Origin of the sequence: Plantactinospora soyae, from assembly GCF_014874095.1 — a bacterium.
GTDB lineage: Bacteria > Actinomycetota > Actinomycetes > Mycobacteriales > Micromonosporaceae > Plantactinospora > Plantactinospora soyae.
Genome location: NZ_JADBEB010000001.1, coordinates 2,761,665 through 2,775,419 on the forward strand (window position 1 = coordinate 2,761,665; position 13,755 = coordinate 2,775,419).

Here is a 13,755-nt window from a genome sequence, read left to right on the forward strand (position 1 = left end):
CGCCGGGGACAGAGCCGGTAATCGGCCCCGCCGGGACGCTACGCGCCCCACGTTGGCCCGCCGGACCCGCTCCGGTTCGCAAGGCACCGTCTCGCAGAGCATCGACCCGGCCCGAAGTGGCGCGCCGGGTGATGACGTCGAGCCGGTGACGATGCGCCTCGACGGACGGGTGGCGTTGGTCACCGGGGCCGGCAGCCCGGACGGGATCGGGTACGCCACCGCGCGCCGGCTCTGCGGACTGGGCGCCCGGGTGGCGATCGTCTCGACCACCCGGCGGATCCACGAGCGGGCGACCGAGCTGGGCGCGACGGGTTTCGTGGCCGACCTGACCGACGAGGCAGAGGTGGGGGCGCTGGCGGACGCCATCGTCGAGCAGCTCGGCGAGGTGGAGGTGCTGGTCAACAACGCGGGGCTGGCGAGTCGGGCGAGTCCCGAGGTGCTCCGCCCGGTGGTCCAGCTCGGCTACGACGAGTGGCACCGGGAGATCGAGCGGAACCTGAGCACCGCCTTCCTGTGCAGCCGGGCGTTCATCGGTGGCATGGCCGAACGGGGCTGGGGGCGGATCGTCAACCTCTCCGCGACCGCCGGCCCGGTGAACGCCCTACCCACCGAGGCGGCGTACGCGGCGGCGAAGGCGGGCGTGGTCGGGCTGACCCGGGCGCTCGCGATGGAGATGATCGCCGACGGGGTCACGGTCAACGCGGTGGCACCGGGAACGATCTACACCGCGGCGTCGACGATGGCGGAGCTGAAGCAGGGCCTGGGTACCCCGGTCGGCCGGCCCGGTACGCCGGACGAGGTCGCCGCCGCGATCGCCTTCCTCTGCTCGCCGGCCGCGTCGTACATCACCGGGCAGATGCTCGTGGTGGACGGTGGGAACAGCGTGCGCGAGGCGGAGTTCCGCTAGAACCAGTGGCGGCGGTGGCGTCGTGCCGTTTCAGTAGGCGCCACCGCTGCCCTCCGACCCGGCCCAGCTCACCAGGGCCAGCCAGCCACAGCAGCCGATCACGTACAGCGCGGTGAAGAGGTAGCTCAGGATCAACCCCCAGAGCGCCAACTGGCCACCCTGCTCGCCGGTCCGGCTGATCTGGCGCCGGGCCAGGTGTCCGAGCACGATGCCGGCCGGGGCGAAGACGAAGGCGAAGACCAGCGACAGGATCGCCAACACGTTGACGCCGGTCGGCTGGCCGTACTGGCCGGGCTGACCGTACTGGCCGGACCCTGGGTAGCTCATGCTTTCGCCCTCCTTCCCCAGAAACGTACCGGTCGGCGGCGTTATCCGAGTGAATGTCGGGATAGTTACCCCGGCGCCGACACGGTTCCGATGCGATTCCGATTGCCGCATCCGCTGGGGCCGGTGACGGCGAGGATCTCGCCCTCGTGGACGTCGAGGGTGACTCCGCGCAGCGCGGGTGTCTGCCCGTAGGAGCGCACGACTCCCCGTGCCTGGAGGATCGTCATGGCGAAGTCTCCTGATGCATCTCGCCGACGCGCTCCAGCGTGGTACGCAGCCAGCGTAGGTCCGCGTCGAGATGGGCGATGGCGAAATCAGCGGTGATCACGTCGCCGATGTTGGCGGTCGACTCGTGCTTCGACCGGGTCAGTTCGCGTAGCCGGGCGGTGTGCGCGGCGCGCTGGTCGGCCAGGTACGTGCCGGCGCGGTCGGAGTCGGCGGTGAGCAGGGCGACCACCACCTTCGCCAGCAGCACACTGCTGACGTACGGGGCCGGCGGCTCCACGGCGCCGAGCCACTCGTCGAGACTCTGCCGGCCGAGGTCGGTCAGCGCGTACGCGACCCGGTCGGGCCCACCGTCCCGGTCCTGGCCGGCGCGTTCGACCAGTCCGTCGCGTTCGAGCCGGCCGATCGTGGCGTACACCTGCCCGAACGCGAGCGGCTTCGCGTTGGGCAGGCTGCGGTCGTAGGCGCGTTTGAGCTCATAGCCGTGTTTCGGCCCGGACGACAGGAGACCGAGCAGCACGAACGAGGCGGACACCGATTTACTATTTATCCGGTGAATAGTCCTGTCAACTATTCACTCAAGAAATAGCCTCAGGGGGGATCAGTGCTGGCGGGACAGCCCGCCGGCGGCGCGTTCGACCACGAGGCAGCGGTCCTCGACGTAGTCGATGCCGGCCTCCTCGGCGATCTGCCGGGCCTGCGCGGAGACGATGCCGAGCTGCAACCAGACCGCCGGGGCGCCGATCGCGACGGCCTCCCGGACCACCTGGGCGGCGTCCTCGGCCGGCCGGAACACGTCGACCAGGTCGACCGGGTGCGGGATCTCGGCCAGCGACCGGTAGACGGTTTCGCCGAAGAGTTCGTCCGCCTCCGGGTTGACCGGGATGATCCGCCAGCCGTACCGCTGCATCTGCAACGGCACGCTGTGCGCCGGCTTCCGGGGGTCGCGGGAGGCACCGACCACGGCGATCACGCCGGCCTCGGCCAGGATCTGCTGAGCGTTACGCACCTGGCGACTGTAGCGCCGTCGATCCGCCGGGGACCATCACAACAGGGTGAGCTGTTCAACGACGGGCGCCGGAACGTCCGTCGGCGTGACCTGCCGGGCCTCGCCCGACCCGGCGCGGTGCAGGCCGTGCCGGCGGGCCGCCATCCGGACCCGGGCCGTCACCTCCCGTTGGTACGCCTGCGGCAGATAGGAGCCCGTGCCGAAGAGTGCCCGGTAGCGCGGGACGAGTCGCGGAAACTCCCGGGCCAGCCAGGCCGCGTACCACTGGCGGGCGCCGGGGCGCAGGTGCAGCGGCAACGGCGTGACGCTCACCGCTCCGGCGGCGGCGATCGCGGCCACCGTCGCCTCGATCGACTCCTCGGTGTCGGTCAGGCCGGGCAGGATCGGTGCCATCAGCACGCCGACCTGGAAGCCGGCGTCGGTCAGTTGCCGTACGGCGTCGAGCCGGCGGCGCGGGCTCGGCGTACCCGACTCGACGGAGCGCCACATCGGCTCGTCCACGAAGCCGACCGACAGCGAGACACTGACCCGGGTCACGGTGGCCGCCTGGCGCAGCAGTGGCAGGTCGCGCAGGATCAGCGTGCCCTTGGTCAGGATCGAGAAGGGGTTGGCGAAGTCGCGCAGCGCCGTCAGGATCGGCGGCATCAGCCGGTAACGGCCCTCGGCCCGCTGGTAGCAGTCCACATTGGTACCCATGGCGACGTGCTCGCCCCGCCACTTCGGCGCCGCCAGCTCGCGGCGGACCACCTCACCCGCGTTGACCTTGACGATCACCTTGCTGTCGAAGTCGCGTCCCGCGTCCAGGTCGAGGTAGGTGTGGGTGTTCCGGGCGAAACAGTTGTGACTCACCACCCCGTTGGCGATGAAGTCACCGGTCCCGGTGGTGATGTCGTAGAGCCGGAGTTCGCCGTCCAGCGGCTCGATCCCGCGGATCCGCAGCGCGGCCCGGCTGCCGAGGATCGTCCCGTCGAGCCGGCCGTCGGGACCGCCGGGACGCGCGTCGGTGGTCGCCGTCGACCGGCCGGTGCCGACCAGGCTGTCGGTGAGGGCGAGATAGGGCCTGGGCGCGTCGCCGGGCGGCGAGCTGACGACGTGCTTCCAGCCGCGCGGGGTGAGGAACCGGTGGTCGCCGCTGGCGGTCAGCTCGGTGCCGTCCTCCAGCGTGATCCGGTACGCCGGCTTCACCGTCGACCAGTGCGCCAGCACCTCGGTACGCACGTAGCGCCGGTGGTTGCCCTGCGCGACGGTTCCGTAGATCTGGTCGCCGACCCGCAGCCGCGCCAACGGTCGGGTGCCACCGTCGGCGAGCAGGATCTCGGTCTCCCCGGCCAGGCAGTACGCGCAGGCGTGGCTGCACCCCCGGTAGGGGTTGATCGTCCACTCGAACGGCACCCGCGACGTGCCCGGCACCCGGTTGAGGATCGACTTCGCCTGCACCTCGTAGAAGGTCATGCCGGCGAACGCGGGGGTGTCGAAGGTGCGGACGACAGCGCCGGGCAGCGCCAGCGGCAGGGGTGGAGCCGCTGACGCCGCCCCCGAGGGGGATCCGGTGTCGGGGGGAGCCGACGACAGGTTTTCCCAGCGCATGGGCCCTATTCGAACATGCGTACGATGACTTGTGCAACTCCGCCACGCGGGGACGGCGGTCGGTTACGACTCAGGCGCCGTCACGAGCCGGGCGGCGGCGGACCACTGCTCTCCCGGCGGACCAGTACGGCGTCGACGTGTTCTATCTGCGGGGTGTTCAGCGGCTCCGGCGGCTGTAGCGCGAGGGTCATGGCCCGGGCGCCCATGTCGGCCAGCGGCAGCCGGATGGTGGTGAGCGCGGGCATCACGTCACCGGCGATCGGCATGTCGTCGAAGCCGACCACGCTGATCTGTCCGGGTACGGCGATGCCCCGCTCGCGGAGCAGGGCGAGCGCACCGATCGCCATCGAGTCGTTCAGCGCGGCGATGGCGGTGAGCTGCGGATGGGCGTCGAGCAGTGCCGCGGTCGCGGCGGCACCGCCGGCCCGTTCGAAGTCGGCGTAGACGATCTGCCGGGCGGAGAACTTCAGTCCGTGCTCGCGGGCGGCCCGGCGGAGCCCGGCGAGCCGGTCCGTGGTGGTGGTGAGATGCCGCGGACCGGCGACGACGCCGACCCTGGTGTGCCCGAGGCCGAACAGTTCGGCGCCGACCAGGTGGCCGCCCGCCTCGTTGGCCGGGATCACGGCGTGTCCGGTGTGTTCGTGCCGGCCGATGACCGCCACGTGCCCGCCGGTGGACTGGTACACCCGCAGTTTGGCGTCCAGGGTGTGGGTGAACTGCTCGTCGTGGTAGCCGGAGCCGGCCAGGATGATCGCGGCGGCCTGGTTGGCCCGGAGCAGCTCGACGTACTCGAGTTCCCTGTCCGGGTCCCGGTAGGTGTTGCAGATGATGACGAGCCGGCCGTGCTCGGTCGCGACCCGTTGCAGCCCTCGGGTGATCTCGGCGAAGTACGGGTCGGAGACGTCGTGCACGATGACGCCGACCGCGCTGCGATGGTTGCGGGCGAGCTGCTGGGCGTGTGCGTTGGGTACGTACTGGAGTTCCTCGACGGCGGCCAGGACCCGTTCCCGGAGCGCGTCGGTGACGGGTTTCGGACTGCCGTTGATGATTCGGGACGCGGTGGCGGGTGACACACCGGCCCGTCGTGCGACGTCTGCCAGAGTGGCCATTCCCCCGTCCTTCCCCGACCGCCCGCTGGTCGGTTGCAGGTGAGGATATCGCGGTGCCGGATCGGGCTTCATCGCCCGTCGTCGAGGCGTCTGCGGCGGGGCCCGGGACCGCCGGCCGCGACGGTCATGGATCGCTGGTGGCGACGGCCGCGACGGTGGGAGGGCCTTGCCGGAATCGGAACCGAGTCGGTAGCGTAATCGGGAAAGCGCTTACCGGAATGCGGCGTGCTCCACCTCCACCAACGCGCCCCATGACGGCTTCCACCGCACGATCCCGTACCGCCTCGACGAGCGGCATCCGCGGATCAGCCAGCCTGAGGAGGCGACGTATGGCCCGTACCACGATCGGCATTGTGCTCAATGGCGTGACCGGGCGGATGGGCTACCGGCAGCATCTGGTCCGGTCCCTGCTCGCCATCCGCGAGCAGGGCGGACTGCCACTGCCCGACGGACGCCAACTCTGGCCGGAACCGGTGCTGGTCGGCCGCAGCGAGACCAAGCTACGGGAGATCGCGCAGCGGCACGGGCTGACCGAGTGGACCACCGACCTGCCCGCCGCGCTGGCCCGACCGGACGTGCAGATCTACTTCGACTCCCAGGTCACCGCTCAGCGGGAGAAGGCGCTGCGGCTGGCGATCGAGGCAGGCAAGCACATCTACACCGAGAAGCCGACCGCCGAGGACCTGGCCGGCGCGGTGGAGCTGGCCCGGCTGGCCGACGCGGCCGGCATCAAGCACGGGGTGGTGCAGGACAAGCTCTTCCTGCCCGGTCTGCGCAAGCTCGACCGGCTGGTCCGGGGCGGGTTCTTCGGCCGGATCCTGTCCGTACGCGGGGAGTTCGGCTACTGGGTCTTCGAGGGCGACTGGCAGGCGGCGCAGCGGCCGTCCTGGAACTACCGCGCGGCCGACGGCGGTGGCATCACCGTTGACATGTTCCCGCACTGGCACTACGTGCTCGAACAGATCTTCGGCCGGGTGGCGACGGTGGCCGCGCACGTCACCACGCACGTGCCGCACCGCTGGGACGAGGCGGGCGAACGCTACGACGCCACCGCCGACGACGCCGCGTACGGCATCTTCGAGATCGAGCGACCCGGGCAGGACGGCCGGATCGTGGCGCAGATCAACTCCTCCTGGTCGGTCCGGGTCTACCGGGACGAGCTGGTGGAGTTCCAGGTGGACGGCACCGAGGGCAGCGCCGTGGCCGGGCTGCGCAACTGCCGGATCCAGCACCGCGCCAGCACGCCGAAGCCGGTGTGGAATCCGGACCTGCCGGCGACCGAGAACTTCCGGGACCAGTGGCAGGTCGTGCCGGACAACGAGGAGTTCGACAACGGCTTCAAGGCCCAGTGGGAGCTGTTCCTGCGGCACGTGGTGCTCGACGAGCCGTACAGCTGGGACCTGTGGGCCGGTGCCCGCGGCGTACAACTCGCCGAGCTGGGCCTGCTCTCCGCCCGCGAGGGCCGGCGGATCGAGATCCCCGACCTCGGTGGCGAGGCCGCCCGATGACGGTGCCGGCCCGGTTCTCCTTCAACCAGGCCACCGCCAAGTACTGGCCGATTCCGGACCTCGTCGCCGGCTGCGTGGCGGCCGGGGTTCCCGCCGTCGGGCTGTGGCGGGAGGAGACCGCCGCCCACGGCCTGGACAAGACCGCGGCGCTGGTCCGCGACGCCGGGCTCGCGGTCACCTCACTGTGCCGGGGCGGCTTCTTCAACACCCCCGACTGGTACGACGAGAACCGCCGCGCCATCGACGAGGCCGCCACCCTCGGGGCGCCGGTACTGGTCCTGGTCTCCGGCGGGCTGCCCGAGGGCAGTCGGGACGTGGACGCCGCCCGCGCCCACGTCGGTGAGGCGATCGGCGCTCTCGTGCCGTACGCCCGCGACGCCGGGGTACGGCTGGCGATCGAGCCGCTGCATCCGATGTTCTGCTCCGACCGGTGCGTGGTGTCCAGCCTCGGCCAGGCGCTCGACCTGGCCGCGCCGTACCCGAGCGAGACGGTCGGGGTGGTGGTGGACACGTACCACATCTGGTGGGACGACCAGGTCTGGGCGCAGATCGACCGGGCCGGCCGGGAGGACCGGATCGCCTCCTTCCAGGTCGCCGACTGGGCCACCCCGCTGCCCGAGGGGGTGCTGCTGGGCCGGGCGTTGCCCGGTGACGGCTGCGTCGAGTTGCGCCGGTTCCGCCAGGCGGTGGAGGCCGCCGGCTACCAGGGGCCGATCGAGGTCGAGGTCTTCAACGCGGAGGTCTGGGCCCGACCCGGCCAGGAGATCCTGGAAAGTACCCTGGCCGGTTATCTCGCCCACGTGGATTGACCGGGGTTGGTCGGCGCCACCCGGCCCGGGGGAGGATGGGGGCATGGACCAGCCCACTTTCGTGTACGACGGCGACTGCGCCTTCTGCACCACGTGCGCCGACTTCATCGGTCGGCGGATCCCGACCGGGGCCAGGGTGGTGCCCTGGCAGTTCGCCGACCTCGACGCGCTCGGGCTGACCGTCGCCGAGTGCGAGGAGGCGGTCTGGTGGATCGGCACCGACGGCGTACGCGCCGCCGGGCCGGACGCGATCGCCCGGCTGCTCGGTGCGAGCCGGCCGGTCTGGCGGGTGCTCGGTGCCGCGCTGCGGCTGCCCCCGGTCCGGGCGGTGGCCTGGCCCGGGTACCGCTGGGTGGCCCGTAACCGGCACCGGCTGCCGGGCGGTACGGCCGCCTGCTCGCTGCCGCAGGCGACCCGGGAGCGGCTCTACGGTACGGCGGGGGACGGCTGAGCCGTCGGCGTCTCCGGTGCCATCTCCGGCGGCCCGGTGTCCCCGTCGGGGCGGCGGGCCAGCCGGCGTAGCCGGTGGATCGGGCGGAGCCGTTCCAGCTCCAGGAAGCTGGTCATCGCCACCAGGTGCGGGGCGAACGAGATCGTGATGGTGGCGATGGTGACCAGGTGGAACGAGTAGAAGAACGCGACCACCCACTGCCGCCAGCGCGACGAGACCACGAACACCAGCGGGCTGAGCAGCTCGAACGCGATGATGCCGAACTGCGCCGCGATCAACAGGTACGGCACCTGGGCGATCAGGTCGGCCAGGTCGGTGCCGCGCCGGATGATCGCCCGGGCCAGCACCGAGCCGGTCGTCCACTCGATCCCGCCGAACCGGAGCTTGGCCCAGGCGGCCAGGAAGTACGTGCAGACCACGGCGATCTGGGTGACCCGCAGGGCCCAGCCGCCGGCCTCGGTGCTCTCGCGGTCACCGTGCCGGGCCCGGCCGGCGGTCGGCAGTACGGCGAGCGCGATCAGGAGGCCGAACCGGTCGTGGTCCACCTTCCCGTAGCTCATCGCGATGATCATCCACTCGAAATAGAGCAGGAAGACCGCCCAGCCCAGCGCCCGGGGCGCCCGCCCGGTGGCGGCGGCCAGGGCGAGCAGCAGCAGAGCCCAGAAGATGATGTTGACCAGCAGTGGCGTGGGGGTGGGCAGCGGCAGTAGCCGGCCGATGAAGAGCGGCTGGTACAGGTCGCCCGGGATGCTGGCCTTGTCGCGGATCCACGGGGTGAAGACCAGCAGGTCCGCCGCGACGAAGAGGTAGACCAGGGTACGGAAGGCCGCCACCCGTCCCCGGGGCACCGGCTCGGTCAGCCAGCGCGGTACGGCGGACAGCACGCTTTTCACCACGGTCACGGGGCCCGCCACCGGACCACCGTCTCGTCGGTGGAGGTGCCGGTCGGCCGGCCCTCACGGATGCCGTACCAGCGGATCACGATGCGTACCTCGACCAGCGCGGGAGCCTCGGGGTTCCGTTCGGCGTACGCGTCGGCCACCTGGCGCAGCAGCGTCGGGTCGGCGGCGTAGCGGCCCTGCTGCCCCTCGATCTCGGCCCGCCGGATGCCGGTGCTCGTCTCGCCGAGTCCGACGACCGCGCCGGTGGTGTCGACCCCCTCGACCCGGGTGTCCGGGGCCGGATCGTTCGGCGGGTTGGAGCCGGCGTACATCCGGAACGGACCGAACGGGAAATGGTCGTCCTGGCCCCACAGCGTTCCGCCCAGCACCAACGCGCCGACCAGCACCGTGAGGCCCACCCGGATGCTCCGGCCCCGCCTCGTCAACGCGCTCATCGGTTGGAGACCCTACGCGTTACCGCAACCGCCCGGGTACCGTCCTCCTGGCCAGCCGGTCACCACCGCTTCGGCCGGCCGGACGACTTCGGCCGGACACCCGTCGCGGGCGCCCGGCCGAAGACTGTCTTTACCAGGTCAGTGACTGTGCTCCGCGTGCTCGGCGAGCTGCTTGCGCACGTCGTCCATGTCCAGCGCCTGGACCTGCTCGATCAGCGATTCCAGCGCCGACTCCGGCAGGGCGCCCGGCTGGGCGAAAACGATCACGCCATCCCGGACAGCCATGATCGTCGGGATGGAACGGATATCGAACTTCGCGGCGACTTCCTGCTGTGCCTCGGTGTCGACCTTGCCGAAGACGATGTCCCCGTGCTTCTCCGAGGAACGCTCGTATACGGGTGCGAACCGCTTACACGGGCCGCACCAGTCGGCCCAGAAGTCCACCAGCACGATGCCCGGCTGCTCGGTCACCTCGTCGAAGTTGGCTGTGGTCAGCTCAACGGTCGCCATTGATCACTCCGATCACCGCAATTGGCCTTACGTCTGGAGAACCTGTCCGGCCTCCTTCGAATTCCCGGGCCCGCCGGGTTGAAACGGTCATCGTGGGGCGCGTCACGTTCTGGCCCGGCATCGACACGGGTCCCTTGTCGGCCGAATCCGGAAGTGAAACATTGGTGACACAGTCTGGTGACAGTGGGTTATGGGAGCGTTTCCAAGGGTTGCGCTGGCCAATCCGGGTGTGATCGGGAAACTTGCCGGTTGGCAAGCGGAAACAGGTGACATAACGGATGCCTCGTCGCGTACGACCGTTCACGTTCAGTAACATTACAAAAAGGTAACTGTGAGCCCCATCTCTCGTCCGCCTCTTCTGCGGAGTGGGTCGGATCGGGCACAATCTTTCCCATCAGAGCGTGGGCGGCGGGTGCCGGGGAGGGCCCCGCCGCTCATTGCGTCCGGGGTCGGTTTCACCGCTCCCGAGGGACTGTCAATTACCGATAGTGGCGCCGTCGGCGTACCCGGGTAGCCCGGTTGTCCAACGACGGACCGGGCGGCACGGTCGGAACGACCGGGCGGCGAGGCCCGGACCGGCACGGCACTGTCGCTTTTCGGGGCGGAACGGGACCTTTTCCCCAGCAGCGGCATATGCTGACCCGGGAGGGCCGCCATGAGTCACACCGGATCCCCGGACTCGCCCGGCGCCACGCACGGCATGTGGCGCGCGACCACGGCCGGCTACGCCGCCGACGAATGGCAACTGCTCACCCGGCTGCCGGGCCGGGTGATCGTCGCGGCCTCGTCGACCGGGCCGGAGAATCCGGTCCGGGCCGTCACCGAGGGACTGGCCGGCCTGGACGGCATCGCCGCCGGCAGGTCCTTCGACAGCGAACTGGTCCGCGCGGTGGTCGCCACCATCTATGCCGAATCCGACGACGGGCACTCGGCGTCGGTCCGGCCGGACGGATCCGACGGAGAACTCGCCGAACTGCTCCGGTCCTGCCGATCCGCGGTCGAGGCGCTGGCCCGGCACGCCGATCCGGCGGACTCGGCCGCGTACCGCCAGTGGGTGCAGTCCGTCGCGGCCCGGGTCTGTCGCGCCGCCGGTCCCGACGGCCGGCCCCGGCCCTTCGGCGATCCCGTGGACCCCGCGCACCGCCGGCTCCTGGATCAGCTGGGTGAGGCGCTGGGCCTGCGCTCGGCCGGCTGACCGGCGGGCCGTACCCTCTGCAGATCGTGGAGGGCGCCGAGGTCGAGGTCGAGGTGGGGGTCGGGCCGTGGCCGGGCGAGCCGCCGACCGACCCGCGCTACGACCCGGAACTGCTGTCGGACGGCGACCGGCGCAACGTTGTCGACCGGTACCGCTACTGGCGCCGGGAGGCGATCGTCGCCGACCTGGACCTGCGGCGGCACGACTTCCACGTGGCGATCGAGAACTGGCAGCACGACTTCAACATCGGCACGGTGGTCCGGAACGCCAACGCCTTCCTCGCGGCCGAGGTGCACGTGGTCGGCCGTCGACGGTGGAACCGGCGGGGTGCCATGGTGACCGACCGGTACCAGCACGTTCGGCACCACGAGACGATCGAGGGCTTCCTGGACTGGTGCCGATCGTCCGACCTGCCGGTGATCGGGATCGACAACCTGCCCGGATCGCGGCCGCTGGAGAGCGCGGTGCTGCCCCGCCGCTGCGTACTGCTGTTCGGCCAGGAGGGCCCGGGGCTGTCCGAGCCGGCCCGGGTCGCTTCGGTGGCGGTCTTCTCCATCGCCCAGTACGGCTCGACCCGCTCGATCAACGCGGGCGTGGCCAGCGGCATCGCCATGCACGCCTGGGTCCGGGCGTACGGCGGTCCGCCGCCCGACCAGCCCGCCTGACCCTTCGCCCGGCCGGTGTGCGTGGTGGCAGCCTCCAGCACACGAAACCGCCCATACCTGTCTAATTCACTACCCGATACCGCCAGGAACCTCGGAAAAGGCGTCCCGACACGTACGGAGAACGACCGAAAAGGCCGGTTCGCTTGACTCCGGGGCAGTAGTGCGGGGACTGTAGTTCTCGTGGGTGTTGCGGTGAGCTGTCCACGTTGCGGCGGTCCGGTGCGAGCGCCGGACCTGATGCACACTGCGTGGCGATGTCCCGACTGTGGCCCGGTGTCCCCGCTGCACGTCGCGGAGCACATCGGGCCGGAGATCGTGGCCAGCACGATCGAGCGGATCACCGTCGACCGGGGTTCAACCGACCCGGACACGCCCGGCTCCGGTGCCCGCGCCACGCCCTCCGTACCGCTCTGGTGCCCCTGGCCTCTTCCGCCGGGCTGGACCATGACCGGGGTCGGCTGGGCCGGCGACGATCGCGGCGGAGTCCGGGCGACCGCGGTGGCCTGCAGCGGGCCGACCCCACTCGGTGGCGGACCGGCCGACCTGGTGCTGGTTGCCGAGGAGCCCGGCGTCGGCCTGGGCACCCGGCTCGCCGGCACCGCCGGACCGGACCCGGGTCCGCAGCTCAACGAGGCGATCACCGAACCCGGCCCGGGCCATCCCGAGCGGGTCGCGCACGCCAAGGTCCGGGCTGCCGGTCATCCGACTCCACTATGGGCAGTCAAATCTCCGACAGACCGGAGCGCCTACGCCGGTGAAGCTCGGGGGATCTGGCTCTATGCGATAACCTGGCCGGCGAGCGCAGGCTACCTCCTCGCGGAAGACGTCGACCTACACGACTTGACCGAGTGGACACCGCCCGAGCTTGTGTTTGGTGCTCCCTCCCCCTACCTGCACGGGAAGGTCTGAAATGGCCGGTCAGGCAGCGGAACAGGGCGCGCGCGGTTTATTCACCACAGGACAGCTGACTGATACTCTGGGTTTTGCCGCGGTTCGCAGCCCGGTACCGCACGGAGGGATGGCCCGCCATGGTTAAAAAGGTCTTCACCTGGGGCGGTATCGCCTTCCTGGTCTTCTTCGTCGCCTACCAGCCATCCTCCGCGGCCGATGTCTTCAAGTCGCTGGGCGGAGGCCTGCTGGACATCGCCCAGGGCTTCGGCGACTTCTTCACCGACCTCGTCGCTTAGCCGTCGATGGGCAATCCGTCGGGTGAACCCCCTGAGCCCGAGGACGATGCCGAGCGTCGACGGCGCGACCGGGACACCGAACCGATCCCCCGGGTCCGGCCCGACGAGGGTCCGGGGTTCGGCACCGGTCCGGACTACTCCGACGGGCCCTCCTATTCGGACGGCCCGGAGTACTCCGAAGGCATCGGGTACGGCGGCGAGGAGCGTCGGGCCGGCACCCGGGGCTGGGTGCGTGACCCGGACCAGGGCCCGGAGATCTCCGAGGAGGAACTCGCCGGCCTCCGGGTCGACGCCTCCGGGATGCCGCTCGGCCCGCGCCGCGTACTGCCGCTGGAGGACGAGCCGACCTCACTGGTCGCGCGCTACCTCTTCCCCACCGAGCGCTACCGGGGGGAGTGGAAGCGGCACAAGATCTACCTCGCCACCCCGCTGCTGATCGGCCTGCTGGCCACCTTCGTGCTCGGCTACCTCTCCGGCTTCCTGGCCGGTCAGCGGGTTGGCACGTTGACCACCATCGCGGTGTTGATCTGGCTCGGCATCATGGGCTGGGTCGCCTGGAAGGTGGCGGACTGGTATTTCGACCGCTTCATTCTGACCAACAAGCGGGTGATGGTGGTCAATGGGATCATCACCCGACAGGTCGCCATGATGCCGCTGTTGCGGGTCACCGACATGAAATACGAACAATCCCCGCTCGGCCGGGCGCTCAACTACGGCACCTTCGTGCTGGAGTCGGCCGGCCAGGAGCAGGCGCTGCGTGAGGTCAAGTACCTGCCCAACCCCAATGAGCTCTATCTCCGGGTCGTCGAGGAGATGTACGAGCCGCAGGCGGTCGAGGCGCGGCTGGGCAAGGAGGCCGAGGAGGCCAAGGCCGACGACGGTGCCTGAGCCCCATTGACGAGAGCACCCGACCGTTGACGGGCATGTGAG

The 13,755-nt window shown here is 70.6% G+C and carries 17 protein-coding genes and 1 pseudogene; 9 read left to right on the plus strand and 9 right to left on the minus strand.

Translation table 11 applies throughout. From position 1 onward, the window contains the following. Positions 1-52: 52 nt before the first annotated feature. Positions 53-907, plus strand: a complete 855-nt coding sequence (locus tag H4W31_RS12380; protein WP_404825582.1) for an SDR family NAD(P)-dependent oxidoreductase — start codon at positions 53-55, stop codon at positions 905-907. Between the two features lie 30 nt (positions 908-937). Here H4W31_RS12380 and H4W31_RS12385 read toward each other — a convergent pair whose 3' ends face one another. From H4W31_RS12385 to H4W31_RS12410, 6 genes and pseudogenes are all read right to left on the minus strand, one after another. Next, on the minus strand, positions 938-1,297 hold the full coding sequence (locus H4W31_RS12385; protein ID WP_404825707.1) for a DUF4190 domain-containing protein: 360 nt from the start codon (positions 1,295-1,297) through the stop codon (positions 938-940). A 41-nt stretch (positions 1,298-1,338) separates the two neighbouring features. Further along, positions 1,339-1,461 (minus strand): annotated as a pseudogene (locus H4W31_RS12390) (ABC transporter ATP-binding protein); the annotation flags it as partial. Continuing rightward, complete coding sequence (locus tag H4W31_RS12395) at positions 1,458-1,994, minus strand: helix-turn-helix transcriptional regulator (protein ID WP_192766796.1); 537 nt, start codon at positions 1,992-1,994, stop codon at positions 1,458-1,460. The gene H4W31_RS12395 and the pseudogene H4W31_RS12390, both read right to left, overlap by 4 nt. A gap of 66 nt (positions 1,995-2,060) precedes the next feature. Further along, positions 2,061-2,468, minus strand: a complete 408-nt coding sequence (locus tag H4W31_RS12400; RefSeq protein ID WP_192766797.1) for a CoA-binding protein — start codon at positions 2,466-2,468, stop codon at positions 2,061-2,063. Between the two features lie 36 nt (positions 2,469-2,504). Continuing rightward, a complete protein-coding gene (locus tag H4W31_RS12405) occupies positions 2,505-4,055 on the minus strand; it encodes an Rv2578c family radical SAM protein (protein WP_192766798.1) in 1,551 nt (516 codons plus the stop codon). A gap of 80 nt (positions 4,056-4,135) precedes the next feature. Then, positions 4,136-5,164 (minus strand): LacI family DNA-binding transcriptional regulator, encoded by a 1,029-nt coding sequence (locus H4W31_RS12410; RefSeq protein ID WP_192766799.1) that lies wholly within the window; start codon positions 5,162-5,164, stop codon positions 4,136-4,138. A 329-nt stretch (positions 5,165-5,493) separates the two neighbouring features. Between H4W31_RS12410 and H4W31_RS12415 the strand changes: the two genes are divergently transcribed. From H4W31_RS12415 to H4W31_RS12425, 3 genes are read left to right on the plus strand one after another with little or no spacing between them, the layout of a single operon-like run. Continuing rightward, a complete protein-coding gene (locus tag H4W31_RS12415) occupies positions 5,494-6,672 on the plus strand; it encodes a Gfo/Idh/MocA family protein (RefSeq protein WP_192766800.1) in 1,179 nt (392 codons plus the stop codon). Then, positions 6,669-7,481, plus strand: coding sequence for a sugar phosphate isomerase/epimerase family protein (locus H4W31_RS12420; protein WP_192766801.1), 813 nt, complete (start codon positions 6,669-6,671; stop codon positions 7,479-7,481). The genes H4W31_RS12415 and H4W31_RS12420 overlap by 4 nt, the downstream gene beginning before the upstream one ends. A 43-nt stretch (positions 7,482-7,524) precedes the next feature. Further along, positions 7,525-7,932, plus strand: a complete 408-nt coding sequence (locus tag H4W31_RS12425; protein WP_192766802.1) for a thiol-disulfide oxidoreductase DCC family protein — start codon at positions 7,525-7,527, stop codon at positions 7,930-7,932. On the opposite strand, the gene H4W31_RS12430 is transcribed toward H4W31_RS12425, so the two are convergent. From H4W31_RS12430 to trxA, 3 genes are all read right to left on the minus strand, one after another. Further along, positions 7,908-8,828: an MFS transporter permease gene (locus tag H4W31_RS12430; RefSeq protein WP_318783733.1), complete on the minus strand. Its 921-nt coding sequence runs from the start codon at positions 8,826-8,828 to the stop codon at positions 7,908-7,910. The genes H4W31_RS12425 and H4W31_RS12430 overlap by 25 nt on opposite strands. A gap of 2 nt (positions 8,829-8,830) precedes the next feature. Next, positions 8,831-9,268: a hypothetical protein gene (locus H4W31_RS12435; RefSeq protein ID WP_192766803.1), complete on the minus strand. Its 438-nt coding sequence runs from the start codon at positions 9,266-9,268 to the stop codon at positions 8,831-8,833. 138 nt (positions 9,269-9,406) lie between these two features. Further along, on the minus strand, positions 9,407-9,778 hold the full coding sequence (gene trxA / locus H4W31_RS12440) for a thioredoxin (protein ID WP_192766804.1): 372 nt from the start codon (positions 9,776-9,778) through the stop codon (positions 9,407-9,409). Positions 9,779-10,433: 655 nt separating this feature from the next. Here trxA and H4W31_RS12445 point away from each other — a divergent pair. The 5 genes from H4W31_RS12445 (at position 10,434) to H4W31_RS12465 (ending at position 13,713) form a co-directional block, all read left to right on the plus strand. Continuing rightward, positions 10,434-10,973: a hypothetical protein gene (locus H4W31_RS12445; RefSeq protein ID WP_192766805.1), complete on the plus strand. Its 540-nt coding sequence runs from the start codon at positions 10,434-10,436 to the stop codon at positions 10,971-10,973. A 26-nt stretch (positions 10,974-10,999) separates the two neighbouring features. Beyond that, positions 11,000-11,638 (plus strand): TrmH family RNA methyltransferase, encoded by a 639-nt coding sequence (locus tag H4W31_RS12450; RefSeq protein WP_192766806.1) that lies wholly within the window; start codon positions 11,000-11,002, stop codon positions 11,636-11,638. Between the two features lie 237 nt (positions 11,639-11,875). After that, the gene (locus H4W31_RS12455; protein ID WP_192766807.1) at positions 11,876-12,547 is read left to right on the plus strand and encodes a DUF6758 family protein; all 672 of its coding nucleotides are present in this window, start codon (positions 11,876-11,878) and stop codon (positions 12,545-12,547) included. Between the two features lie 119 nt (positions 12,548-12,666). Further along, positions 12,667-12,825 carry a hypothetical protein gene (locus H4W31_RS12460; RefSeq protein WP_192766808.1) on the plus strand — a complete coding sequence of 53 codons (159 nt, stop codon included), beginning with the start codon at positions 12,667-12,669 and terminating at the stop codon, positions 12,823-12,825. A gap of 6 nt (positions 12,826-12,831) precedes the next feature. After that, entirely contained in the window at positions 12,832-13,713 is an 882-nt protein-coding gene (locus H4W31_RS12465) for a PH domain-containing protein (protein WP_192766809.1), read from the plus strand. The last annotated feature ends 42 nt before the right edge of the window (positions 13,714-13,755 follow it).

Bases quoted from the DNA above. Each gene is read 5' to 3' on its own strand.
- H4W31_RS12445 (WP_192766805.1), top strand. From the start codon at position 10,434: ATGAGTCACACCGGATCCCCGGACTCGCCCGGCGCCACGCACGGCATG.
- H4W31_RS12465 (WP_192766809.1), top strand. From the start codon at position 12,832: ATGGGCAATCCGTCGGGTGAACCCCCTGAGCCCGAGGACGATGCCGAG.
- H4W31_RS12435 (WP_192766803.1), bottom strand. From the start codon at position 9,268: ATGAGCGCGTTGACGAGGCGGGGCCGGAGCATCCGGGTGGGCCTCACG.
- H4W31_RS12425 (WP_192766802.1), top strand. From the start codon at position 7,525: ATGGACCAGCCCACTTTCGTGTACGACGGCGACTGCGCCTTCTGCACC.
- H4W31_RS12455 (WP_192766807.1), top strand. From the start codon at position 11,876: ATGCACACTGCGTGGCGATGTCCCGACTGTGGCCCGGTGTCCCCGCTG.
- H4W31_RS12460 (WP_192766808.1), top strand. From the start codon at position 12,667: ATGGTTAAAAAGGTCTTCACCTGGGGCGGTATCGCCTTCCTGGTCTTC.
- H4W31_RS12420 (WP_192766801.1), top strand. From the start codon at position 6,669: ATGACGGTGCCGGCCCGGTTCTCCTTCAACCAGGCCACCGCCAAGTAC.
- trxA (WP_192766804.1), bottom strand. From the start codon at position 9,778: ATGGCGACCGTTGAGCTGACCACAGCCAACTTCGACGAGGTGACCGAG.
- H4W31_RS12415 (WP_192766800.1), top strand. From the start codon at position 5,494: ATGGCCCGTACCACGATCGGCATTGTGCTCAATGGCGTGACCGGGCGG.
- H4W31_RS12410 (WP_192766799.1), bottom strand. From the start codon at position 5,164: ATGGCCACTCTGGCAGACGTCGCACGACGGGCCGGTGTGTCACCCGCC.
- H4W31_RS12405 (WP_192766798.1), bottom strand. From the start codon at position 4,055: ATGCGCTGGGAAAACCTGTCGTCGGCTCCCCCCGACACCGGATCCCCC.